The sequence below is a fragment of the Verruconatronum alginivorum genome (genome assembly GCF_056590205.1).
This window is the reverse complement of record NZ_JBWPVQ010000001.1, coordinates 4,523,343-4,546,700: the sequence shown is the minus strand read 5'-3', so window position 1 is coordinate 4,546,700 and position 23,358 is coordinate 4,523,343. Positions and strand designations below refer to the sequence as shown.

Here is a 23,358-nt window from a genome sequence, read left to right as displayed (position 1 = left end):
AAGTTTTTTCGCCTCAGGATAAAGTGGCTTGCTGGTCGAGGATCGCCTGGAGGACCTTGAGTCCGTCGAGGCTCGGATGGAAACGCTCCACCGCCCGTTCCGGGTGGGGCATCATGCCGAACACGTTGCCGGCCTCGTTGCGGATCCCGGCGATGTTGTTCATCGAGCCGTTGACGCTGGCCGCGGGGGAAACCGACCCGCCCGATTCGCAATAGCGGAAAAGGACCTGGTTGTTTTCTTCCAACCGCTCCAAGGCGTCGGCATCGATCCGGTAATTCCCTTCCCCATGGGCGATCGGCAGACGGACCACCGTTCCGAGCGATGCCGGATTGAAATGTTCGGTCGCCTTCTCCACGGAAAGATCCGATGTCTCGCAGCGGAACTCGAGGGTCCGGTTCATGATCAACGCACCCGGGAGAAGTCCCGCTTCGCAAAGGATCTGGAAACCGTTGCAGATGCCGAGCACCAGGCCGCCCCGGTCAGCGTGGGCCTTCACCGCCTGGACGATCGGGGAAAAGCGGGCGATCGCCCCGCAACGCAGATAATCGCCGAACGAGAAGCCGCCCGGCAACACCACCAGGTCGGTGTCGCCCAACCCGGTTTCCTTGTGCCAGACCAAGCGGGTCGGCAGCCCCATGACCCGCCCGAAGGCGTTGACGGCATCCTGGTCGCAGTTGGACCCGGGAAATTGAACGACGGCGATTTTCATAATGGATTCAAATGGCCGGCCGCCCGTTCCGGACTCCGGCCTCGCTCTACATTCACGACTCGCGCGGGATTTTCAACCGTCCCGATCAATGGATTTCATACCGGTAATCCTCGATCACCGGATTGCTTAACAACTCGTGACAGATCCGGTCCAACGATTTCCGGAAATCCGGGGTGTCCTCCCCCTTGATGTCGATCTCGATGACCTTGCCGATGCGGACGTTCTCCAGGCCCTCAAAGCCGAGACTGCCCATCGCGTGACTGACGGCCGCCCCCTGCGGGTCCAGCACGTTCTTCTTAGGAGTGACGAATACGGTTACTTTCACGGTTAGAAAAAAGAACAAGTGACCCAAACCGAGCCCCCACCGTCAAGGGAAAACCGTCAAAAAGCAAACCGGCTTCGGACATCTTCCGCAGAAGTTCTCTTCCCCGAACGATGCTCCGCGCGAGAGGGAATCCTCCGGTGGACCGCCGCCCGAAGCCCTCGCGAATGACGGCAACCTTAAGTCACCGTAGATCAACCTTTTTTCCCAGATCTTCCAGATCCTTCAACCACTGGTCGAAGTGGCGACACGCCTGTCGAAGCTTCGAAAGACCGATCTTTTCGAGCACGGTTATGACCCCGCTTTGATCGCTGGCCTTATATTTCCCATAGGCGGGGATTCGGCGGCCAATCCGCTTCGAAGGTGCACCGTTCTCCGTGTGGTTGATCGCTTCAATATCGGTGAACTCCCGGACATCGGACTTGAGAAGGGCGATCTCGGAAGTCTTATCGAGGAAAAGGGTTCCGAGAGCGTCGAGGTCGGTAAACAGGAGGGCTTCAAACTCGTGGAGTGAGAAATACGGGATGAATCGAATGATTCCCTTCTCCGCCGCCACTGCCGCGAGAGATTCCTTCAACAACTCGACCTTCTGCAGATGGTTCCGTTTGTTGAGAGCGTCCTTGAGATTCGGGAAGTCCGAAGGTAATCCGTAAACGTCCATCATCGACGTGAACCAGACGTTCTTTTCACGATGCCATTGGCGAGAGAGCTTCGAAAGATCGTTCAGGTAATGGCTGATCGTGTCACCGCCGCCCTTGAAAACTTTCCCAAGCTTCCTGTCTCGGCGGGTTTTAACGATTGGGGCGAAGACATCGACGCCGTAGCCGGACAAATGCGGCGCCAAAAGTCGCTCGACAAGGTTCGACTCAGAGAATCCTTCAACCAGGCAATAAACCCTTATGCGGCTCATTTCCGCGGCCTCCCGCCCAAGAGATTCTTATCCCACAGTTCGCCCAGAGAGTAGTCCTGCAGCCACTCGGACAATTCCTCCTCTGCGGGTTGCGAGAAAACCGTTTCGCCCTCCTTGCGATCAACGACGATCAGGTCTTCCAGGTTCAGATGATCGACGAGCGGGCTCGATTGAGTCGATACTACCAATTGGGTTCGCTCTTCGGCCAACCGGAACATGCCGGCCAGCACGGTGATGGCGAAAGGATGCAGCCCGAGTTCCGGCTCGTCGATCACGATAATCGACGGGGGCTCCGGCTGTAAAAGAAGCGTCGCCAAACAGACAAAGCGAATGCTGCCATCGGAAAGCTGGTGGGGATAGAAAATCTTATCTGAGTAGCGCTCCTTCCAAAGCAATTGCACCTGATCATTGCGATCCGGCTTGAGCACGAAGTCGCCAAAAAAAGGGGCGGCCTGCTGAATGTGCGCCACGATCCGGTCGTAGTAATCGCCCTTCTCCTCCCTCATCCGCCAAAGAAACGGAGCAATGTTTCCCGCATCCGGCCACAAGGTGTCATTGTCCACCGCGTTCGCCGCCCGCATCATCGGCGCCTTGCGGCTCGTATTGTGAAAATGGTACACCCGCCAGCTTTTGAGGGTTTCAAGCGTCCATTGTTGCGCGCTGTTCACCTCGTTCGGCTTGCGGGAAACAAGGCCGCTTTCTAAATGTCCCGCGCCAAGAGGGTAGTCCTTAGCGCCAAAATACGGACCATCATAATGGACGACCTCGTTGGCAAAGAATAAGCGCCCGTCGTCCGAAGCCTTCAGTGCGAATTCATAACGATTCAGGTTGAACCAGAGTCTCGCCGACATCGCATCGGTCGTCTCTACCCCACGGAACAGGAACGCGTCCGCCTGTCCGCCCTCGGCGATGAAGTTTTGGAGCCCGAGGTTCCGGTCCATCATATGCCCGAGCATCTGGAAGAACCCGACAAAGTTCGACTTCCCCGCGCCATTGGCGCCGATCAGCACATTTAGCCCCGAGCGCAACGAAAGCGGCTTTAGTTTTCGAATCGAGCGAAAACCCTCGATGCTCAGGCGCTGTAAAAGTCGTTTCTCGTTCATGGTTAGTTCACCGGTAGTTTAGCGACGGCGATGTTTTCTCCGTTTGCTTTTTCGTTTTTTCGAAGGCTTTAACCGAGCATCTTTACCCTCATTTCCAGTAGATGCCAACCGCCACAAACCTAGTCTCTTAATCATCTGGTAGGTGTTCCAGGTCGCGAGAAATCTTCCATACAGAACGGTCCGCCGAATACCCGGCTCATCCAAAGCCAAAATCAACTGCAATATTCGTTCATAGAGAAGTTGCAGAACCGTTGCCCTAAAGTGAGGCATTCTTGGAGACTGTTGGAGGAGCCGAACACAGGTCCAAATGGTCTCCGGAAAGAATTTCAGTTCCTGAAAGAGTCCAGTCAGAAAGAAAATGGCATGGTTTTCAAAGTCCTTTTGGCGTGCTGTAGCTAGTTTACCGCCCACCTCCTGGACAATCGCTTCTCTACCGTCGCCACGGCCATTGACATCAAACCAGACTCTAGCTGTGAATGCTCCAAGCAACCGATAAGCGACCTCCTTGTTGATAGTCTCTAAATGAATCCTGCCAATCAGTCTCCGCAGAAAATCATTCACTTCGAAGCCAGAATCCGCCAGATGCCGCCAAATAACGAGATCCGATTCGGAGACGAAGTGATAGTTTGCAGCAATGAGGCGACCAATCCCTCTTTCGTATTCCTCCGAAGTGAGGGCTCCTTTGGCAACCGCTGCTCGCAAGAAGGCTTGGGTGCAAATTCCGCTGACACCCTCGCACGATCTGGCCAGGTCCTTCGTTGCCAAATCATCACCATAATAGAGGGATCCGGACGATTTCGCGTCCCAAACCGCGTGCGAAAATTCTTCACCAATCACCTGCTCCACTTTCCTGACCGCTTCATCGCCAAGTAGGTCTGCGGCTAACCCCACCTTTGATATTCGGTCATCCCCAATAAAATTCAGGATTGCCTGGAGAAATTCCTGCTTTCTGCGATAGGCAGTTTCCGGAATATCCTCCCACACATAATCCCCTTTGCGGTAGCTCATAACTCCGCCCGCTCGATTGTGGCGAGTCTCCTCGAACTCACTGCGAACAATCTCGTATACCCTCCATGGCACACGGACCTCCCTATATACGTCCAGCAAAAGCGGGAGATGACCGATCAACTGGAGGGTATAGAGAGCAGAGACGTCGACCGTAACGATTGCCCTCGTTGTCGCCCAGTCTTGTTCTCGCTGCTGCTCTTCAGCAGATCCCCTTGCCATCCGAAAGTCCGCGAAATCGCCAGCAGTGCAACTACTCCAAATCGAATAGTAAGAACGACCGTCAATTGACGCAATGAGCGACAAAGGTATCTGATTATCACGATACAGGCGGCGATATTCGTCAACACGATCGCTCCTTTCACGGAGCATCGCCTTGAGTTCAGTGAAGTTCTCGTCAAAGTGAACCGCCCACACATTGGAGTCGCCACGCTCCACGAGGTAATCAATCGACCGCCGGACCTGTGATTTTTCCTCTTCAGAGAGAGCTAGATCGACTGGTTGAAGCGCGGCGCGGATTAGATATTGATGTCCAATGGGATTTGTCGAATCCAACAAAATAGCCCTTTGAGCATGACCAAAGGCGTCCCTGTAATGCCCTAAGATAAACTTCGTTTGGCTCGCGGCGACTTGGACCTCTAGGCGGTCCGGATATTCAGAAATAGCCGAGTCGGCTTCCTGCGCAGCAAGCTCAGTCTGATTGAGCCGCAAATGAAGCTCTATCATTCGAAGGGTTCGGTTCGCGCTGGGCTGCAACAGGAGCGCTTCGCGAGCAAAACGCAAAGCCTCACCAAGATCGCTGCGCTGAAGGTGAACGAGCGAAGCAAGATCAGCAAACCTCGCAGTCGGCCTGATGCCGCCGCGTAACAGGTCCGACATCAATTGGTGACACTCACTGAACCGGCCAAGGTTGTAGAGGCAGGCAAGATACTCCTCAATCGTCGGACAATTGAAGGGGTCCTCCGATTCATCCGGGCGAAATAACATTGGTAGTGCCTCCTCCCACCGTTTCTGCTGGAAAAGAAACAGGCCGAGTTCCTGGCGCGCCAAATACTTCTCTCCGCCTTGAGCAACATCCATCGCTCGCCGAATAGCACCTTCGGCGCCGCTCTCCTTCCTCTCAGCCAACAGGCGGCCCTTCTCCAGGAGGATCATCGGGTCATCCGGGTGCCGCTCGAGGCCTTCTTCGAGAAGAGACAGCGCACTTTCGATATGTTTCGCCTGGTTGAGATAACGGGACTTTACGGAGTAATACTCGCCACAGGGGCTGTGGAAATCTCGCTCCCACGTCTTGAACACTTCGTCCAAACGGGCAAAATTCTGTGCGTTAAATTCGCAAGCTGCCCATTTTTCGAGAACCGATTCATCTTTTTGGCACTGGTAAAGCCGCTCAGCAACCGTTCCAGCTTCCCGATATTGCTTGTTGTTTGCTAGGGCTAAGAGCTTATTCCCCAATAGAACCGGATCATCCGGTGCTAGTTCGAGCCCGCGATCAGCTACTCGAACAGCCTCCATGAAATTTCCAAGAAGAGAAGCGCATGCTCCCAGATTCGTTGCTAACCCGAGCCGCAGAGACCTGTATTGCGTCTTTGAAAGAGGTCCTTCCGCCCGCTTGAAGAGATTAAATGCCTCGTCGACCCGAATTCGTTCTTCACGCTTCAACGAGTATGGGGCCATCTGGTGGCCCTCCCGCTTGTTCATGACAGAGAGTGCGAGAACCGTTCCCAGCCTGAAAGCAAGAATTGGATCGTCGTCCTGAGAAATTAGTTCGCGCAGAAGAAGCTCGGCGTCATTAAAGCGCCCGGCGTCTGAATAGTAGTCTGCCAGAAGCAACGCCGTAACGCCATCTCGTTGCTTGCATTCTTCAAGTGCGGCGATTGCGGCGTTTCTTCCGACGATTTCCTTTTGGGCCTGCGCGATGAGGCGAAGCGCATCATTATCATCATAGCGATAAGCTTCCAATAGCACTGCAACGTCATGTGGCCGATCCTCCAAGAGTGCCAAGAGAGCGCTAAAAATTGCGGTACGCTTAGCCGGACCTTGATACTTTAGCCCATTTCGAATCTCCGCTCCTGCCTCCTCATGTTGGTCCTCATAATACCATGCTAACGCAATGTTGAAATGCAGACGCTGGCGAAAGGAGTCATCTGCGTTTGGGAAATCAAAAAGCTCAGTGAAGCGTTCGCGCGCCTCTTGAAGCTCGCCGGCATCCATTCTCGCCTTGGCGTTATCAAAGACCCGTTGCCGATGTTCGTCAAGAACGGTTGCGAGTTCCTCGTCACGTACCCGGGCGGATAGTTTGGTGTGCAGGGTTTTGGGATCAACGATAATTCCCTCACGACCTTCCTTATCGAATTCTACCTTCTTTAGATGGGTGGTCCTTCTAGAGTCAGTTGCATTGATCGCGAGGGAATCCTCCTCTTGCGGAACGGCCAGCGGATTCTCCAAAGGGGATGCTGGAAGCCGAAAAATGCATCGGAGGACCTGTGCGATAGGAGTGTTGTAATCTTTCGCCCCGCTATCAGTAATTGTCGGTTGAAGGCGGATACACTTCACATTATAGTGCTCCCAAAGCTCAACATCCTCCTCTGGCCAACCCATTGCAATTGCGACAGCAATAAACCGACGGTCAGTAGATCGAAGCGCTTCCAAACAAAGTTTTTCTAAGAAAGGGTCGTTCAGAGAATAACCTATAAACAGGAAGCATTTAACGAATAGGTCCGCCTTTAGGAGGGCCATCAAAGTTTCCTTATCGCGTTCAAAATACTGGTAATCCTCAAATGTGGATACCATTGTGTTCGCATCTTGAAGATCGCCGCAAATCTTTACAATGCGTGGAAAACCAGTTCGCACATCCGATTGTCGGACAACCTTATTGATTACCTTTCCTTTGTCGCGAAACGATTGCTCAATTAAGCTATCGTAATTCGTGGTGTAAATGTTATCTATCTTGGATTCGGCAATCAAATGATGCTGTATATTCGGGACGATTCCAGGGTTGTTCAGTGCCTCTCGGATGCGACGATCAAGTGTGGCGCGCCCTTTCTTAATCTCATATCGCTTGGCAAGTCGGATTAGATCGGAAGCAGCTGGCATTTCCGTGAGGCTTTCGCCGAGTTCCGCCGCGAGGGGACGTAGCAGCTCTGCCCACCCGGGAAGATTAGAACCTTGCGATACCCCAGCGCCAACGAACAGGACTAGCTCGTTCCGAGTATAAGCCTCGCGAGCAATATCAATGGCTATCTCGGAAGCGTCTTTGCTCATGTGCGTTTAGTCCAACTAAACCTTTCAGCGAAGGCATTGGCGATTTAGAAGAGTTCGGCTTGTTTTGAGTCAGCCTTGTGCTTCGGGGTGTTTTCTCAACCTCCAAGGCTCCCAATGATTGAAGCTCTTCAAACGGGAAATCGCCTTTGCAGATTCTTTCCAGCAGGGCGGCCGGGGTGGGCTCGTGGTCTGTCAGGCGGGTGAGGACGTTGATGAGTTCCGTTGTGTATTCGGGGAGCCAGGAGTCGGGCTGGATGTTGCCGAGGGGGGCTGGCGGGCGGCGGTCGCCGATGATGGGGCGTTCGCGGTTGGCTTTGCGATAGCTGAACCATTGCGTCAGGACGCGCTTGCCGGAGACTTCGTAGAGCCAGACTTGACGCAATTGGTCTTCCGGATCACCGCTCGCAGCGACATTCGAGAGCTTTTCCCTGACTCTGGCGCCAAACGCGGAGACGGCTTCATTCAACACCAGGTCGGAATGGGATAGATCAGTCGTGAAGTCGCTGTTGGCCATGAGAAAAGGAGATGCGACCAGAAAGCAAGAATAGAACAACTGGGTCAAGGCAAAGCGGGATGGATGCCGTAGTCCAAGTGAACCGATTTGCGGCACTTCCGGCGAATCGGAAACCCGCCTATCTTACCAGGGCCATCCGGAGCGTGTGGGCGTGGGACGTCGGACAGTCCATCCGAGCCATGAAATCCTTCCGGCGAATCGATATCCAAAACAATCATCGTAATGCCGTTCCGAGGTCGGTTAGGCAGTATTCCTCGTTTTCTCACCGCCTCCTCCGCTCGACCAAATCGAAGCTGCCGGCCGGTCGCGACTGTCCATTTAAAATCACCTCGACGCGATGCTCGCCCGGATAATGCCGACGGGTCGTCATTTCTTTGAGGGAAATGGTTTTGCGCAAGGAGACCGTTTCCCGGGCCGCCAGGGTCAATGACTTCAATTTGAACACCTTTGGGGCGGTCGTGCCGTTCGCTTTCACAAAGCGGACGCGGAAATCGACCAACAGTCGCTGACTTCGGGACGCCGTGCTGGTGATGTCAAACGTGAGGGTCACGGAGTCGCCGCTCTCCACACGGGCGGGCGAGAGGCTGAGGTGGTGGATCTCGACCTTCGCCTCCTCGGCGAAACCGAGAATCTCCAGCGCGCGGGGATCGCCTTGCTTCACGACGGATCGCAAAGCGTGCCGAATCAAACGTTGGCGGTCCTCCGGCGCCTCCGTCATCCATGCCCGGGCGGTCTCAATCAAGACATCCGGCTGGTCCTTGCCGATGTCGTTGAGATTATTCGCGACGGACCGGCGGACATACAACTCCGGGTCGTCCTTCAACATCTCCAGAAGGGCGAGAACCGGAGCCGGATTTTTCTGGAACTCCGGCAATCGTGACGCCCAAGGAAGCCGGGGCCGCGTTCCTTCCGAAACCAGACGGCGGACATGCACATCCGGATCCCGCGCCCAACCGCGGAGGCGTTCCAAAGTCGCCTGCTGATGGCGGATCAAAAACGGACGGAGGCTGAACTCCGCGGTGAACAACCGGGTCAACTCATACTGGACCTCCATCGACTCCTCGAAATGATCGAGTCCATAAGCCCCCACGAAATGCAGATGGGGCATGAACAAGAAGGAGGCCATCGCATGTTCCGACCGTTCGATTTCGACCCGGGTCGAAGCAACCAGAATCGCCACCGCTTCCGGAAAGTCGGACGGAAGATGCCGGTGTAGCATCGCCGCGATCCTCCGACCGCGATCCATTAATTCCAGCGTCTCGTAACCGTGCAAGGTCTCCCGCAGAAACGCGACACGATCGAACCCCGCGAAAACCGTCGAAACCATCCCGGCGATGGTCCGGGGAATCTCGGCGCCGTACGAATTTTTCAGCGGTTCCGCCATTCACGATCCCCCAAGAACGCTTGAATTGAAACCGTCGATCAATACCCGGCGTACCAGTGCGGCTCGATGTTGGCGGCGGCCGATTCCGAGATGTAAAAATCAGTCGGAGCCGTCTGCAAAATCGAGGCCGGCACGTCGGGGGTCACCGGACCGTGGGCGATCAAACGGGTGACGAACCGCTGCCACGACGAGAAGGTGCCGCTGGTGCAAAGGGCGTTCATGTCCAACCGAAACTTCGCCCCGAGGACGTCGGCCGGACCGATGGTCGCGGCCTTTGGCGGCACGTTGCCGACGTCGCCGCTGAATCCGAAACTCCCGTGCAGCGAATTTTGCGCGACCGTCAACGGATGCAGGTCGACCACTTGGGTGCCTTGTTGCTTGAACTCCTCAAGGTCGCGCGACCATTGCGGCACGCCCGGGTCGATGAACGCGATGTGCCCCGCCCAACCGGAACCGCTAAAACAGGCGTCGGCCCCGCCGCGGTCGGCCAACATCTTGCTATAGTCGTTGATGTTCTTGTTGTCGGGCGAAAGGAACTGCGAGACGGGCGGACGGAGCTTTTCGTCGATTTCGTAATAAAAATACTTCAGCAGCGCATGACGGAATCCCTGCGGATAACTCTCCGGCGCGATGTTGCCGTTTTCATCGGCCCATTCGTCCATCGCGAAGACCCAGAACTTCGAGCAATCGACCTGGAACCGGTTGATCATCCGGGCCAAGGTGACGTAGGCCGGATTCGGATTCCCCATGATGAACGCCACTTCCCTTCCCTCGTCCATCGCCGTCTTCAAACGGTAGAAACGCTCCAGCAAACCGAACATCAAGACCTCGCTGTTCGGGATCACCCGGATCCGGAAGTCCGGGTTCGGGTGCTTCTCGATATCCTCCCGTTTGATCGCGCGCACCCGGGCCAACGCTTCCCGGTCGCGAAACGGAACCACCGGATGCGGTTCAAAGGTGAAATTGTCCTGCGAAGACTGATTGGCGCTCATCGAATTGCTCATAAAAAAGGGTCTTTCAAACAACGGGGTCGGCTTGTTCAAAGCCGCGGACGGCGGTCCGCGCGCGCTTCCCTTCCCCGTTTTATTTGTTGCAACATATTTGTCTTTTGTAGTAACAACTTGGGTCTCTTCATTGTCAATCACCGTTTCTCAACCGGAGTCCAATCATGCCGATCCTAGCGGGCGCCCACGCCACCGTCATCACGCCTTCCACCACCCAGTTTCTCGATGGTTACCCCCACGTGAGACGTTTTTCCACCGGGGTCGACACCGATCTCTACAGCTCGGCTTTGTATTTGAAGAACGGCGACACGGCTTGGTTGACCATCGGACTCGACCTGATTTTCGTGGAGAAAAAGATGGCCCGGGAGATCCGTCAGGCCATTTCCGCCGAGACCGGTCTGCCGACGGAGAACATCCTGGTCGCGGCCACCCACACCCACTCGGGGCCGGTCAGTCGGCATAGCGCTCCGTTCAGCAAAGACGACCCCGACCGTCAGCCCGACTGGGAATACCTGAACTGGGTCGCCTCGCAAACGATCGCCAGCGGAGTCGCGGCAATTCGCAACGCCGTGTCGGCCGAGATCGGACGCGGATTCGGCAGTTCGGCGGAGGTCGGCGGAAACCGCCGCGATCCAAAGGGGGCGTCGAATCCAAAGGTCCCGGTGTTGTTTCTCCGGAGCGTCGAGGACAACCGTCCGATCGGACTGCTCCAGATTTGTTCGATGCATCCGACGGTGCTCCATCAGGATTCGACCTTGGTCAGCGGCGATTTCCCCGGCCACGCCCGCCTCCGCATCCAGGAAAAATTCCCGGGGATGCCGGTGATCCATCTGACCGGTGCGGCCGGAAATCAATCCCCCCGGCATTTCGCCCGGGCCAACACGGTCGAAGAAGCCCGCCGACTCGGCCATCTCCTCGCCGACACCATCCTGGACGCGGTCGACGGCATGAGTTTTTCGAGCGAGGCGGAACTCTCCGTCGCCGTCCGCGAAGTGACGCTTCCCTTCAATGAGTTTCCGACCGTCGAAGCGGCGGTGATCCGCGAACGCGAAGTCCGGGCCCGGTTCGAGCGGATGCGTGACGCCGGGGAAGACCCCCGCGCCACCCGGACCGCCGAGACCGACTGGTTCGGGGCGGAACGCCTGCTGAAGTTGGCCAAACTGCATGAAGCCGGCGAAATCGAAAGTGCCGCCCGGGAATACGTTTTGCCCGCGGAACTCCAACTCCTGCAAATGGGTGACTGGACCTTCGCCGCCTGGCCCGGGGAAGTCTTCGTGGAATTCGCCCTGGAACTGATGGTCGACTACCCCGGCCTCGCCGTGATCACCTATTCGAACGGCACTCTCCAAGGATATCTGGTCACCGAAGAAGCGGTCAAAGAAGGCGGGTATGAAGCCAGCGCGGCCTCCTTCAAATCACCCGAAAGCCCGAGAATCCTGGTCACGGCCACCCGCGAGATGCTCGATTCGCTCCCGGCCAAAGCATAAAGCGCAGACCGGCGGCAACGGCACTGACGGCGGCTGAAGCACGCCGCTCCTTCATCCGGTAATAGCTCTTTGGGTAGTGGGGTTGGCTTTGCCGCCCCATCATGTGTTGTCGCAACGCCGGAAAACATCATCCGCTTGCGACGACCGACATCACACTTCGACTCGAACGTTTACGGCCGCTGCCGTCGGGCGGCAGAGCCAACCCGACTACGGCCGGACTGACCTCCGAAGATCATCGACCACGGGGGTCCAATTTGTTAACTTCTGTTCGTTTCCGGCTTTACTTTTCACAAGTTAACATCTTTAGTTCGGTGCAATGGCATTGCGCACCACAGCCAAACGTCTTTCGGCACCGGAGCGGCAGCGGTTCATCCGCGAGCGACTGGCGGAGAAGTCGTCGGTGGCGATCAGCGATTTGGCGGTTCGCCTCGGGGTGAGCGAAATGACGGTGCGGCGCGATCTCGAAGTGCTGGAGGCGGGATCGTCGATCCAACGGACCCACGGCGGGGCGGTCATCGCCGACCGTATGGTCTTCGAATTCGACTACCGGGAACGCCAGAAAGCCCAACTCGCCCAAAAAGAAGCGATCGCCCGCGAGGCTCTTTCCTTGATCCAACCCGGCCAACGGATCGTGATCGATACCGGAACCACTACCCTCCAATTGGCCCGGTTGCTCAAAGCCATCGACCACCTCACCGTCATCACGCCGAGTTTGGCGGTCGCCTCCGAATTACAATTCGCCGAGAACCTCGAGGTCCTGTTGCTCGGCGGTCAGATCCGCAAGGGAAGTCCCGACCTGACCGGCCCGATCACCGAATACTGCCTCGACCTGTTCGCCGCCGATTGGGTGTTTCAAGGGGCCGAGGCGATCGGCGACGATGGCAGCATCTACAATGTCGATTTGCAACTCGCCCAAGTCGACCGGCGGATGCGGGCAAAATCGCGGCGCGCCTGCCTCCTGGCCGACAGTTCGAAGATCGGCGCCACCGCCTTGGTCCGGACCGGAAGTCTGTCTGACTTCGATTGCTTCATCACCGACCCGGCCGCCCCCGATAATTTCCTGCAAACCGCCGGACGCCTCTGCGGAGATGTCCGCGTGGTTTGAGCCGATTTCATCACTTTCGCCAACCTGAATCATATCCAAAATAAGAGTACAATGATCACGGAAGATACTAAAAACCAATCGACCCTGGAATGGGGCAAAGTCGATCTCAGCAAGGTCCCGAACATGGTGACCTCCGCCCCCGGGGCGAAATCGAAGGAGTGGCATGACCGCTGCACCAAATACTTCAAGGGCTTGAGCGGCCAGGTAAAGCTGTTCCCGGTCACCTTCGAGAGCGGCGCGGGCTGCGTCCTGCGGGATGTCGACGGCAACGAATACATCGATTTCTCCTCCGGGATCTATGTCACCACCTTGGGACATTGCCACCCGAAGATCAGCGAGGCGGTCGCCAAAGCGGCCCACCAGTTGATGAACGCGCACGACTTCACCACTCCGATCAAAACCGAGTTGGTGGAAAAACTGGCCGAGGTTCTGCCCGGAGATTTGAGCGGATTCCAATTCTACGACTCAGGCACCACCGCCGTCGAAGCCGGATTGCGCGTCCTGCGCGCCGCCACCGGCAAGAACGAAATGGTCTCGTGCTTCTACGATTATCATGGCAAAACCTACGGCGGCGTTTCCCTCGGACACATCCGCTCCCATGTTTACGGCCGCGTCCGCGCCCCCGGCGCCCACATGGTTCCGCGTCCCGACACCTACCGTCCGATCTGGACCAAGGAGGACGGCACCATCGACACCGACGCGTATTTGAAATTCTACGACCAATACCTCGACAAGGCCACCGTCGGCGACGTCGCGGGATTCGTCCTCGAGCCGATCCAAGGCTGGGGTGGAACGATCATGCCGCCGGACGACTTCTTCCCGAAGTTGCGCAAATTCTGTGACGACCGTGGTTTGTTGATGATGATCGACGAAGTGCTCGCCAGCTGGGGCCGCACCGGCAAGTGGCTTTGCATGGAGCACTGGGGCGTTGTTCCGGACATCGTGACTATCGGCAAAGGCTTCGGCAACGGCTTCCCGGTCACCTGTGTCGCCGTGCGCGAACCGTACAAGGAAAGCTTCGAAGCGATCTCGGCTTCCAGCAGCTACGGGGGCAACCCGATGGCCTGCGCCGCCGCTCTCGCCTCGACCCAGGTCATCGAAGAGGAAAACCTCAACGAGTGGGCCGAACATCTCGGTAACGTCGCGCTCAAGCGGATGCGCAAAATGAAGGACGCCCATCCGATCATCGGCGACGTCCGCGCCAAGGGTTGCCTCATGGGCATCGAGTTGGTCAAGGACCGCAACACCAAGGAGCCGTTCGACAAGGCCGGGGCGCTGGTTTACCAAAAAGCGTTCGCCAAAGGCCTCGCTTGGATTCCGGCCGGACACATCCTCCGGATGAGCCCGCCGATCGTGATGGACGAAGCCACCTTGCTCAAAGGTCTCGACATGATCGAAGACGCGATCGCCGAAGTCGAAAAAGAACACGGCTACGCCTGATCACCCAACAATCGGATTCATGAAAACGATCTCCTTTGGCGTCATCGGCTGCGGGCTGATGGGAAAAGAATTCGCCAGCGCGGCCGCGCGCTGGTGCCATCTGCGCGACATGCCGGCCCGGCCAGAAATCGTCGCCGTCTGCAATCGCAGCGAAGGACCGCGGAAATGGTTCACCGACCATTTTCCGACGGTCCGGCAGTCGACGGCCGATTACCGGGAGTTGCTCGCCAATCCGGAGGTCGAAGCCGTCTATATCGCCGTTCCGCACAACCTCCACGCGGAGGTTTACGCGGCGGCGATCCAGGCGGGCAAACATGTCTTCGGTGAAAAACCGTTCGGGATCGACCTCGCCGCAAACGAGGCGATCCTCGCGGAAATGGAGAAGCGCCCGGACCTCGTCGTCCGGTGCTGTTCCCAATTTCCGTATTTTCCGGCGGTCCAGGCGATCGGCCGGATGATCGAAAAGGAGGCGTTCGGCACGATCCTCGAGGTCAACGCCGGATTCCTCCATTCGAGCGACATCAATCCCGACAAACCAGCCAACTGGAAACGGATGGTCGAATTCAACGGCGATTACGGCGTCATGGGCGACTTGGGAATGCACGTCTGCCACGTGCCGTTCCGGGCGGGTTGGATTCCCCGCAACGTCCGGGCGATCCTCTCCAACGTCATGCCCGAACGTCCCGACGGCAAAGGGGGACGCGTGGCCACCGGAACCTGGGACAACGCCACGCTCCTGTGCGAGGCCGCCGGACCGAACGGCCAGAATTTCCCGCTGACCTTGCGGACCCAGCGGATCGCTCCGGGAGAATCGAATACGTGGTATCTCGAAATCAAGGGGCTCAAGGCATGCGCCCGTTTCTCCACCCGCCACCCGAACACGCTCGAAGTTCTTGAATACAGCGGCGGTGCCCAGGATTGGCGCGAAGTCAGCGTCGGTTATTCGCCGGTCTTCCCGTCGATCACAGGGGGTATTTTCGAGTTCGGCTTCACCGACGCCATTCTCCAAATGTGGGCCGCCTATCTCACCGAATTGGCCGGAGCCCCCCTGCCGAAGGCGCTCCTCGCCCAGGCCGCGACTCCCAAGGAGGCGCAGATCAGCCACAAACTGTTCACCGCCGCCCTCGAATCGGCCGCGAATCAAAAAACCTGTTCCATCGAATGAAAATCGACAACCACACCCACGTCGGGGTCGATCCCCTGTTTTACGTGCAGGGATGGTCCCCTTACGCCCTCGACCTCCACCGGCTCTTGCTGGAGGCCGAAGGAACCGGGGTCGACACTTGGATCGTCTTCCCGTTCGTCTCTTATCTCGCCCTCGATCTTCAAGCGATGCGGGAGAATCGGATAGCCCTTTCGAGGGAAGGGGACGTCGTTCCCTACCGGTTCGAAAACCGCCGGTTGGCCGAGGAGATCGCGCGGATGGATCCGGCGGTCCGCGACCGCCTCTGGCAATTGATCATCGCCGATCCCGGCCGCAACCCGGACGCCCAAGTCAAGGAGTGGGAAATCCTCACCGAAACGTATCCGGTTTCCGGGATTAAGATCCAGCCGACCATCATTCAGTCGCCGATCATCTCCCTGCTCGACCAAGGGGTCGGGATGCTGGACTTCGCCGAGGAGCGCGATCTGCCGTTCCTCATCCACTCCAGCATCAATCCGGCCGACATCTGGTCGCAGTGCTCCGACATCCTCAAGGTGGCGGAAGCCCGGCCGAAGATCCGGTTCATCCTGGCCCACTCCTGCCGCTTCCACCACGACAGCTTGAAACGGGTGGCGGAGTTGCCGAACACCTGGTTCGATTGTTCCGCCCACATCATCCATTGCCACTGCGCGGTCCAGGAGCGGCCCACGGTCGCGGTGCCGGCGGAGCGTTTCCCTTCGGACTACAGCAACCCGAAGCGGGTGTTGCTCGATCTCGCCGAAACGTTTCCGGAGAAACTAATCTGGGGCACCGACGCTCCGTTCTATTCCTACGAGGATGCCAACATCCAGCTCCTCAGCACCTACCGCGACGAGGTCGAAGCGCTCGATTTCGTGCCGGAAGGACTCCGGCAACGTATCAGTCATACAAATACTCTTGCCTGGCTGGGCAAACCCGACCCGCTCGCCAGGTAACCGTTTCACCCATACAACTGACACCACCATCACACCACCCATGCAATCCACCTCTTTCTCCTTCGAACCGGCGAGCTTCGTTCCTTTCCGAGACAAAGCCGCGGTGGCCCGGGTCCGCGCTCTTCATGGCGAAGCGTTGACCCGTCACCCGAATCCGAATTACCGGATCCGGATCTTGCCGGACGCCGCGGTCGGAACCGAATGGATTGAGGATATCATCCGGCGAATCCGAGAATCGAGCGACTCCGGCGAGCGATTGGTCATGCTAATGCCCAACCCGTGGCCCGACTACGTGAAGGTCGCCGAACGAATCAATCGCGAACGCATTTCCTGTCGGCACATCCATACGTTCAACCTCGACGAATACGCCGACCAGGATGGCAATATCGCCCCGCTTTCCTGGGAATTCGGTTTCGGCCACGCCTTTAAAAAGTTCTTCATTTCCAACATTGATCCCGACCTACGTCCGCCGGAAGACCAGGTTCATCTCCTCAGCAACGAAACCATCCGGGATTACCAATCGATCCTGGAGGACCTCGGGGGCGCCGACATCGCCTACGTTGGTCCCGGCTGGACCGGTCACCTCGCATTCGTCGATCCGGATGCCCCCGAATTCGCCGCCAATTCGCTCGAAGAGTGGAAAACGTTTGGCACCCGGGTCTGCACCTTGAGTCCGTTCACCATCGCCCAAAACTCCCTTCATGGATGCTTCGGCGCCAGCGGAGATCTAACCGCGGTTCCACCGAAGGCGGCGACCGTCGGTCCGGCCGAAATCCTCGCCGCCAAGCATCGCATCTGCTTCCATTCCATCACCGTGGGCGGGGCGTTCCAATCGTGGCAGCGGACCGTCAGTCGACTGGTTACCCATGGGCCGGTAACACCGTTGGTGCCGGAATCCGTCCTGCAACAAACGCGGAGCGACGTGTTGATGGGAGAAAGCATCGCGGCTCCGATCGAAACCCGCTGGGACCTCGGTTACTAATCCCGGGAATACCATGAGCCAATCGCATTCCACCAACAGCTCTCGACTCGCCGCCGGTTTCGGCCGCCGCGACATCACCCCGTCGAAACCGTGCTTCCTCGTCGGTTACCCGCACGTCGAGCGGACCTCCACCGGGACCAACGACCCGCTCTTCGCCTCCGCCCTTTGCCTCAAGAACGGAAAGACCGCATTGGTTTTTCTCTCGATGGATTGGGTCTTTGTCCCCGCCGATTGGACCGCCACGTGTCGCGCTCGAATCCATGAAGAAACCGGCATTCCCGCCGCCAACATCATGATCGGGGCGACTCACACCCATTCCGGACCGCACGTCGCCGAAGTGCTGGCGTGGCGCGACGACCCGGTCGTTCCCCCGGTCGACGCGGACTATCTGGCCGCCGCCCGGGAATCGACCGTCGAAGCGGTGGTCGAAGCTTGGGAAAACCTGACCGCCGCCGAAGCCGCCTGGACGACCGCCGACGTCTCCGGTTTGGCGGGCGGCAACCGGATCGACCCGAACGGCCCGGAAGATCCCGAAGCCGGTTTGCTTTTAGTCCGCGACTCCGCCACCCAGAAACCGCTGGCGGTGTTGTCGATCTACGGGATGCACCCGACCGTGCTCCACGAAGATTCCACGCTTTTCTCCGGCGACTTCATCGCCTACGCGCGACAGACCGTCGAACAAGCGTTCCCCGGCGTCGGCATGGTTTACCTGAACGGCGTCTGCGGCAATCAAAGCCCGCGTCGGGTAGTCCGCGCCCAAACGTTCGCCGAGGCCGAACGGATCGGCCAAGCCTTGGGCGAACGGCTGGCCGCGATCTTACGCGAGACCAACGACTTCCAGTCAGACGTCACGCTGGCCGCCGCCGTCCGCTCCATTTCGCTGGAAGGCAAGACGTTTCCCTCCGTGGCGGACGCCGAGGAGAACTTGATCGCAGCCCGCCGCCGCTACGCCGAACTGAAAGCCGCCGGAGCCGAGCCGGCCAAAGTCCGGACCGCCGAATGCACCGTTTTCGGAGCGGAGGAAGTGTTTACCTTGGCCAAGGCCGAGCAATCGGGGGATGCCGCCGCTCTGCGCGAGCGCTACCGCTCCGCCGAAATCCAACTCTTCCGGGTGGGCGATCGTGGCGTTCCCGCGTGGCCGGGCGAATTTTTCGTCGAGTTCGGACTCGAGTTGAAGAAGCGCGCCCCCTTCCCGCTCCATCCAGTCACCATGGCGAACGCCGAGCTCCAAGGCTACGTGGTCACGCCCGAAGCCGAGGCGGCCAATGGCTACGAGGCCCAGATGAGCCTCTTCCCCTCCTCCGCCGGAAAACTTTTCGTCGATACCACCGTGGCCCTCGCCACCGAACTCCTTTAGACTTTCCGGCCATGATCGTCGCCGTCGACCTCGGTTCCACCAACTTTAAAGCCGCCCTCTTCAACGAAGAGGGACGTCGATTGGCCACCGCCTCGCGCCCGCTTCCCTACACGGTCCACACCAATGACCGGGCCGAGCTCGATCCGACGCAGGTGCGCGATTGCTTCCTCGGTCTGCTCCAGGACACCGTCCGCAAAGGGCGTCAGCGTCCCGACTGTTTCACCAGGATCGCCCTCACCAGCCAGGCGCAAACGTTCACCATCCTCGGCGAAGACGGCGCTCCGATCACTCCTTTCATCGGATGGTCCGACAACCGGGCCGGAGAGGAAGCCGCCTCCCTCACCGAAGCGCTCGGCGGCACCTTCCATCGGCGGGCCGGTTGGGCCAAGTTGACCCCGCGCCAGATGATCTCGAAGGTCCTCTGGTGGAAACGCCGGAACGACACCGCGACCGGTTGGCGGATCGCGAGCCTTCCGGCATGGCTCGGCATGCAACTCGGGGCCGCCCTCGGCAGCGACGCCAACCTTGCGGCGATGAGCGGTTTCTACTCGATCACCGACGGCCATTGGTGGACGGAGGCACTCGACGCCGCCGGGGTCACTCCCGAGCAACTCGGTTGTCTCGTCCCTCCCGGAGTCGCCCTTCCCCGCGGCGGCGAAGGACCGCCCTCCCCCTTCGACCCCGATCTCGAAGTCGCTCCAGTCGGCAACGACCACACCGCCGGCGCCTTCGCCTGCGATTGCCACCTGGGCCGGCCGATCCTCACCCTCGGCACCGCCGGGGTTTTGTTCCGCCACGCGGGCGCCGATTCCGGACCTTATTCCGCAAACGGACTCTGGGGACCGTATCCATCCGGTGGTTACTACGAGCTCAAATCGATCAACCATGCCTGTTCGGCGGTCGACTGGGCCGATGAATTCGTTTTCGGATCAGTCGATTCCCCGCGTTTCGTCGCTTTCGCGGAACAGGCTGCGGTCACGTCCAAAACCCCTTTCTTTTATCCCGATGCCTGGGGATCGGCCAACGCCTGGACCCACCCGGCCGAGCCGGCCGACATGACCTACTCCGCCTTGGAAGGAGTTTTGTTCGCCCTGCGGCACCTCGGCGGGGAAACGTTTTTCAAAGCGGACGACGAGATCGTGATCCTCGGGGGCGGCAGTCGACTCGACTTTTGGGTGCAGTTGGCCGCCGATTGCTTCAACCGTCCGATCCGGCGAACCAACACCGACGGCATCGACGGCGCCGCGGGAATCGCCGGCAATCCAGTGATGAGAACGGACGATTCATCCGGCGAGCGGTTTCTCCCCAGCGCCCGCCGTCACGCCTTCCTGACCGATCGTTTCGAAGGTTGGCGCGCGAAGCTTTCCCACGTTGACCTCCGGAGCTGAGACATAATTTTCGGTCGACATCCTCGGCGTCTCTGGTATCGCCTATCCCATGCGTTATTTCATTCCTACCCTCTTCTCACTCCTTCTCGCACCGCTTCTTTTCGCCGCGTCGGTCGTCCCATTATCCCTCGAGGACCGCGCCGCCACGTCCGGAGCGATCGCTCGCGGGACGGTCGAAACGGTAGTCTCGTTCCTCGATGAGGACGACCGAATTTATACCGCGGCGACCTTTACGATTCACGAAACGTTCAAAGGCCGTTTCCCAGACCGACTCGTTCTCCGCTACCGCGGCGGATTGATCGAAGGCCGGGGCGAAACGATCACTGAAATGCCGACGTTCGTTCCCGGCGAGGATCGGTTGCTGTTTCTTTCCATCCATCACGACGGGCGACTGGTCACCGTCGGCGGTCCCGATGGGGCTCCTCGTCTCCTCTCGGAAACCGGCAAGAACGGTGCCCGGCCCATGTCCGATACGACTCCACTGAACCAGTTGCGCGAATTGTATCCGAAAAGGGAAGCGGGCGACGACCTCTCGGTCTTTGCCGCGGGGTCCAGTCCGACCGGAGGGTATTCGGTCGCCTCCGATCCGATGGTCAGCGCTGTTCCCCCCCTTGGCATCTCCCAACCGGAGCGTCGATTCATCCTCCCGGACCGCGGCGAACCGCTCCGTTACCTGGTCGACGCGGACTCACTGCCGACGGGCATCAGTTTGCCGACGGCGCTCGAAGCCGTGGAAAACGCCTTCGCCGCCTGGGCCGACGTCTCCTCCGCCACCTTCGAATTCGAAGGGGTTCAGTCGTTCGGAACCGCCGCCACTAACGTGGACATCAACGACGGTCGCATCCGGATCCAATTGCATGACAACTACAACGCGATCGGGAGTTCGAACGTCCTTGGTATCGGCGGTCAATCCTTCACCTGGAGGGACAACTTCGGCTCCCAAAACAACCCGGGAGGATGGGGCGGTATCGTCGACGGACTCCCCTTTCATCGCTCGACCCGTGGGTTTGTGGTTCTAAAACACACCGCGGCGTCCATGCAAAATCCAGTCACTTTCGAAGAGGTGCTCACCCACGAGGTCGGTCATGTGCTCGGATTGGCCCACTCCAGCGAAACCCCGAACGAATCCGATCCTTACCTCAGCGAAGCGATCATGTATTACACGGTGAAAGCCGACGGACGAGGCGCGACATTGGCCGACTGGGATATCGACACAATCGCACGGGTCCATCCATTGGAGGCGCCCCCGTTTGGTTTCGACCGGATGATTCGCGCCGTCACCAGCTTCCAACCGCTGACGAATCCCGCGGTGAATCAAGTCGAAGCGCGCGGCTACAGTCTCCACGGAGACGAGATCACCACGGAACTGCTCTTTCCCACGTCAAGCAATGGAAGTTTCTCCCTCTCCAATTCAATTCTCACGTATACCCCGAGCGCCGCATTCGGCGATTCGCCGGAATTTGATCCCGCCGGAATAAGTGCTTACGATCGTGCTTACGTCCGCTTCAGCGACGAGGTGAACCAGTCCGCTCCGGTGGAGGTCCGGGTCATCCAGTTCCTCTTATCCACCCAACCGGCCGGGGCGCCCGACGGATTGCCCGACAGTTGGCGCGCCGCCCACTTCGGATCGAGCACACCGGTGGCCGGCCTCTCCGGAGCTCACGACGATCCCGATGGAGACGGTTTGACCAATCTCCAGGAATTCCGCCTCGGCACCGACCCGCTCGATCCAAACTCCCGGTTGAAAGTCACCGCCGTCGACGCCACGTCGATCACCTTCCAAGCTCGCCCTTTCGAGGTCTACCAGCTCCACGGCTCCACCGATTTGATCAACTGGACCGCCTTTCCCCGCGCCGTCCTGCCTGCCTCCACCACGGGTGAAATCTCCCTCCCAACCTCGGAGGAGTCGCGAGAGTTCTTCAAGATCGAGTGGGTCCCGTGAGACTTCCATAATCTCTTCCCGCGACTTTACGGAAGGAAGATCATGGTTATCGTGACCGCCATGCTTCCGCCCAACGTTTTCCACTGGCTTCCGCTAGCCGCCATCGCTCTGCTTGCCTGGGCGCCTCTTGCGCTCGAAGCCCTGCAAATCGACCAGTTTGATCCGGACCGGCACCACCGTTTCGTGGCCGGAACCTTTCCGAACTCGCCTGAGACCAACCCGGGCCTCTGGGTCGCCAGTCATTCCTTTCATGGCGTCGGTTGGAGTGCCAATGATCCCCGCCGGGGCTTCGCGTTGATCTCGCCCAGGCATTTCGTCGGGGCCAACCATTTCAGGCCGACCGTCGGCACCCAAATCCGGTTCGTCGGGATGGATGGACAACTTCGTTCCTACACCTACGCAAAGTTTTATAACCTCAAGAACGACCAAAACCAAAACACCGATTTATTCATCGGCGAACTTGCTGAAGATATCCCGGCGTCGCACCGGATCCCATTCTATCCCATCCTCGACCTTCCCGAAGCCGAGTTCACCGGTCGCGAAATCATCGTCTACGGAAGCGGCCCGGAAAGCCCTCGCATCGGCCGCGGGATCATCGAGGAGTTCGAAGATTGGTTTGGCCCGACCCAGGGAAGCGTTAGCCTGAATGACACCCGCAATTTTCGATTCAGACATGTTTCACGCACGGCCCACCCCGATGACGCTTATGGTGAGATCGGCGATTCGGGAAGCCCGTCCTTTGTGTTAGCCGATGGCCTGCTGACGATCGCCGGAGTTCACGCCGCAATCAGCACCAGCAGCAACCCGCGCAACGGCACCACCACCACCACGTATGATTCGTTTGTTCCTCACTACCGAGATCAAATCGATGCCCACCTCGCCGCAACGGGCCACCGCTTGACGCTGGCCCCGCTCGGCGACACGACCTTGCGCATTTCGTCCGTCCATTACAGTGACGGGACGATCACCCTCCACGTGGAAAATCCCTCCGACTTGCCGTTCGAAGTTCAATCGAGCACGGAACTGACAGGAGGCGCCCCATGGGTAACTGTCGCCACGGCGCAACGGGGCCCCACTTGGTCCGGCCCGGTTCCACCCGAAGCCGTCAAAGTTTTCTGGCGAATCGCCCGGCACCCGACCGCCACCGTGGACGAAGAAGGGTAGATAAGGCCGTCATGCCCCGATGGTGCGTGGAGGCGCGCCCCGTCCGCTGCTGTCGGACATCGGAACCAGCCGACTCCTTACAGTGACTCCGACTAGGTAGTTCCCCCGACACTGCGGACGGGTCGACCCTGATGGAAACTCAGTTCCTCTCAACGTATGA

18 protein-coding genes are annotated in these 23,358 nt (G+C 58.6%); 10 read left to right on the top strand and 8 right to left on the bottom strand.

Annotation, left to right across the window (positions count from 1 at the left end; translation table 11 throughout):
- Positions 1 to 13: 13 nt before the first annotated feature.
- The 8 genes from purQ to ACWUI2_RS16325 all read right to left on the bottom strand — a co-directional run bounded on the left by purQ (position 14) and on the right by ACWUI2_RS16325 (position 10,215).
- Entirely contained in the window at positions 14 to 709 is a 696-nt protein-coding gene (gene purQ / locus ACWUI2_RS16360; protein ID WP_486983921.1) for a phosphoribosylformylglycinamidine synthase subunit PurQ, read from the bottom strand.
- An 85-nt stretch (positions 710 to 794) separates the two neighbouring features.
- A complete protein-coding gene (gene purS, locus ACWUI2_RS16355; RefSeq protein ID WP_486983920.1) occupies positions 795 to 1,034 on the bottom strand; it encodes a phosphoribosylformylglycinamidine synthase subunit PurS in 240 nt (79 codons plus the stop codon).
- A gap of 181 nt (positions 1,035 to 1,215) precedes the next feature.
- Positions 1,216 to 1,941, bottom strand: coding sequence for a DUF4276 family protein (locus tag ACWUI2_RS16350; RefSeq protein WP_486983919.1), 726 nt, complete (start codon positions 1,939 to 1,941; stop codon positions 1,216 to 1,218).
- Entirely contained in the window at positions 1,938 to 3,044 is a 1,107-nt protein-coding gene (locus ACWUI2_RS16345; protein ID WP_486983918.1) for an AAA family ATPase, read from the bottom strand. Before ACWUI2_RS16345 ends, ACWUI2_RS16350 begins: the two co-directional genes overlap by 4 nt.
- A gap of 18 nt (positions 3,045 to 3,062) precedes the next feature.
- Complete coding sequence (locus ACWUI2_RS16340) at positions 3,063 to 7,313, bottom strand: SIR2 family protein (protein WP_486983917.1); 4,251 nt, start codon at positions 7,311 to 7,313, stop codon at positions 3,063 to 3,065.
- Entirely contained in the window at positions 7,282 to 7,827 is a 546-nt protein-coding gene (locus tag ACWUI2_RS16335) for a hypothetical protein (protein WP_486983916.1), read from the bottom strand. The genes ACWUI2_RS16340 and ACWUI2_RS16335 overlap by 32 nt, the downstream gene beginning before the upstream one ends.
- 262 nt (positions 7,828 to 8,089) lie before the next feature.
- Entirely contained in the window at positions 8,090 to 9,211 is a 1,122-nt protein-coding gene (locus ACWUI2_RS16330; RefSeq protein WP_486983915.1) for a DNA alkylation repair protein, read from the bottom strand.
- A gap of 38 nt (positions 9,212 to 9,249) precedes the next feature.
- Positions 9,250 to 10,215: a sugar phosphate isomerase family gene (locus ACWUI2_RS16325; RefSeq protein ID WP_486983914.1), complete on the bottom strand. Its 966-nt coding sequence runs from the start codon at positions 10,213 to 10,215 to the stop codon at positions 9,250 to 9,252.
- Between the two features lie 164 nt (positions 10,216 to 10,379).
- On the opposite strand from ACWUI2_RS16325, the gene ACWUI2_RS16320 reads away from it, so the two are divergent.
- The 10 genes from ACWUI2_RS16320 (at position 10,380) to ACWUI2_RS16275 (ending at position 23,198) form a co-directional block, all read left to right on the top strand.
- Positions 10,380 to 11,702 carry a hypothetical protein gene (locus ACWUI2_RS16320; RefSeq protein ID WP_486983913.1) on the top strand — a complete coding sequence of 441 codons (1,323 nt, stop codon included), beginning with the start codon at positions 10,380 to 10,382 and terminating at the stop codon, positions 11,700 to 11,702.
- Positions 11,703 to 12,018: 316 nt separating this feature from the next.
- Positions 12,019 to 12,807, top strand: coding sequence for a DeoR/GlpR family DNA-binding transcription regulator (locus tag ACWUI2_RS16315; RefSeq protein WP_486983912.1), 789 nt, complete (start codon positions 12,019 to 12,021; stop codon positions 12,805 to 12,807).
- 51 nt (positions 12,808 to 12,858) lie between these two features.
- Positions 12,859 to 14,247 carry an aspartate aminotransferase family protein gene (locus ACWUI2_RS16310; RefSeq protein WP_486983911.1) on the top strand — a complete coding sequence of 463 codons (1,389 nt, stop codon included), beginning with the start codon at positions 12,859 to 12,861 and terminating at the stop codon, positions 14,245 to 14,247.
- Between the two features lie 19 nt (positions 14,248 to 14,266).
- Complete coding sequence (locus tag ACWUI2_RS16305) at positions 14,267 to 15,412, top strand: Gfo/Idh/MocA family protein (RefSeq protein WP_486983910.1); 1,146 nt, start codon at positions 14,267 to 14,269, stop codon at positions 15,410 to 15,412.
- The gene (locus tag ACWUI2_RS16300; RefSeq protein ID WP_486983909.1) at positions 15,409 to 16,365 is read left to right on the top strand and encodes an amidohydrolase family protein; all 957 of its coding nucleotides are present in this window, start codon (positions 15,409 to 15,411) and stop codon (positions 16,363 to 16,365) included. Before ACWUI2_RS16305 ends, ACWUI2_RS16300 begins: the two co-directional genes overlap by 4 nt.
- A gap of 40 nt (positions 16,366 to 16,405) precedes the next feature.
- The gene (locus tag ACWUI2_RS16295; protein WP_486983908.1) at positions 16,406 to 17,347 is read left to right on the top strand and encodes a sugar phosphate isomerase family; all 942 of its coding nucleotides are present in this window, start codon (positions 16,406 to 16,408) and stop codon (positions 17,345 to 17,347) included.
- A gap of 13 nt (positions 17,348 to 17,360) precedes the next feature.
- Entirely contained in the window at positions 17,361 to 18,704 is a 1,344-nt protein-coding gene (locus ACWUI2_RS16290; protein WP_486983907.1) for a neutral/alkaline non-lysosomal ceramidase N-terminal domain-containing protein, read from the top strand.
- Positions 18,705 to 18,715: 11 nt separating this feature from the next.
- A complete protein-coding gene (locus tag ACWUI2_RS16285; protein WP_486983906.1) occupies positions 18,716 to 20,092 on the top strand; it encodes an FGGY family carbohydrate kinase in 1,377 nt (458 codons plus the stop codon).
- Positions 20,093 to 20,141: 49 nt separating this feature from the next.
- Complete coding sequence (locus tag ACWUI2_RS16280) at positions 20,142 to 22,034, top strand: matrixin family metalloprotease (protein WP_486983905.1); 1,893 nt, start codon at positions 20,142 to 20,144, stop codon at positions 22,032 to 22,034.
- A 42-nt stretch (positions 22,035 to 22,076) separates the two neighbouring features.
- A complete protein-coding gene (locus ACWUI2_RS16275) occupies positions 22,077 to 23,198 on the top strand; it encodes a hypothetical protein (RefSeq protein WP_486983904.1) in 1,122 nt (373 codons plus the stop codon).
- The last annotated feature ends 160 nt before the right edge of the window (positions 23,199 to 23,358 follow it).

Excerpts from the sequence above, each read along its gene's own strand:
- purQ (WP_486983921.1), bottom strand. The coding sequence starts at position 709 with ATGAAAATCGCCGTCGTTCAATTTCCCGGGTCCAACTGCGACCAGGAT.
- ACWUI2_RS16350 (WP_486983919.1), bottom strand. The coding sequence starts at position 1,941 with ATGAGCCGCATAAGGGTTTATTGCCTGGTTGAAGGATTCTCTGAGTCG.
- ACWUI2_RS16345 (WP_486983918.1), bottom strand. The coding sequence starts at position 3,044 with ATGAACGAGAAACGACTTTTACAGCGCCTGAGCATCGAGGGTTTTCGC.
- ACWUI2_RS16340 (WP_486983917.1), bottom strand. The coding sequence starts at position 7,313 with ATGAGCAAAGACGCTTCCGAGATAGCCATTGATATTGCTCGCGAGGCT.
- ACWUI2_RS16335 (WP_486983916.1), bottom strand. The coding sequence starts at position 7,827 with ATGGCCAACAGCGACTTCACGACTGATCTATCCCATTCCGACCTGGTG.
- ACWUI2_RS16330 (WP_486983915.1), bottom strand. The coding sequence starts at position 9,211 with ATGGCGGAACCGCTGAAAAATTCGTACGGCGCCGAGATTCCCCGGACC.
- ACWUI2_RS16325 (WP_486983914.1), bottom strand. The coding sequence starts at position 10,215 with ATGAGCAATTCGATGAGCGCCAATCAGTCTTCGCAGGACAATTTCACC.
- ACWUI2_RS16320 (WP_486983913.1), top strand. The coding sequence starts at position 10,380 with ATGCCGATCCTAGCGGGCGCCCACGCCACCGTCATCACGCCTTCCACC.
- ACWUI2_RS16315 (WP_486983912.1), top strand. The coding sequence starts at position 12,019 with ATGGCATTGCGCACCACAGCCAAACGTCTTTCGGCACCGGAGCGGCAG.
- ACWUI2_RS16310 (WP_486983911.1), top strand. The coding sequence starts at position 12,859 with ATGATCACGGAAGATACTAAAAACCAATCGACCCTGGAATGGGGCAAA.
- ACWUI2_RS16305 (WP_486983910.1), top strand. The coding sequence starts at position 14,267 with ATGAAAACGATCTCCTTTGGCGTCATCGGCTGCGGGCTGATGGGAAAA.
- ACWUI2_RS16300 (WP_486983909.1), top strand. The coding sequence starts at position 15,409 with ATGAAAATCGACAACCACACCCACGTCGGGGTCGATCCCCTGTTTTAC.
- ACWUI2_RS16295 (WP_486983908.1), top strand. The coding sequence starts at position 16,406 with ATGCAATCCACCTCTTTCTCCTTCGAACCGGCGAGCTTCGTTCCTTTC.
- ACWUI2_RS16290 (WP_486983907.1), top strand. The coding sequence starts at position 17,361 with ATGAGCCAATCGCATTCCACCAACAGCTCTCGACTCGCCGCCGGTTTC.
- ACWUI2_RS16285 (WP_486983906.1), top strand. The coding sequence starts at position 18,716 with ATGATCGTCGCCGTCGACCTCGGTTCCACCAACTTTAAAGCCGCCCTC.
- ACWUI2_RS16280 (WP_486983905.1), top strand. The coding sequence starts at position 20,142 with ATGCGTTATTTCATTCCTACCCTCTTCTCACTCCTTCTCGCACCGCTT.
- ACWUI2_RS16275 (WP_486983904.1), top strand. The coding sequence starts at position 22,077 with ATGGTTATCGTGACCGCCATGCTTCCGCCCAACGTTTTCCACTGGCTT.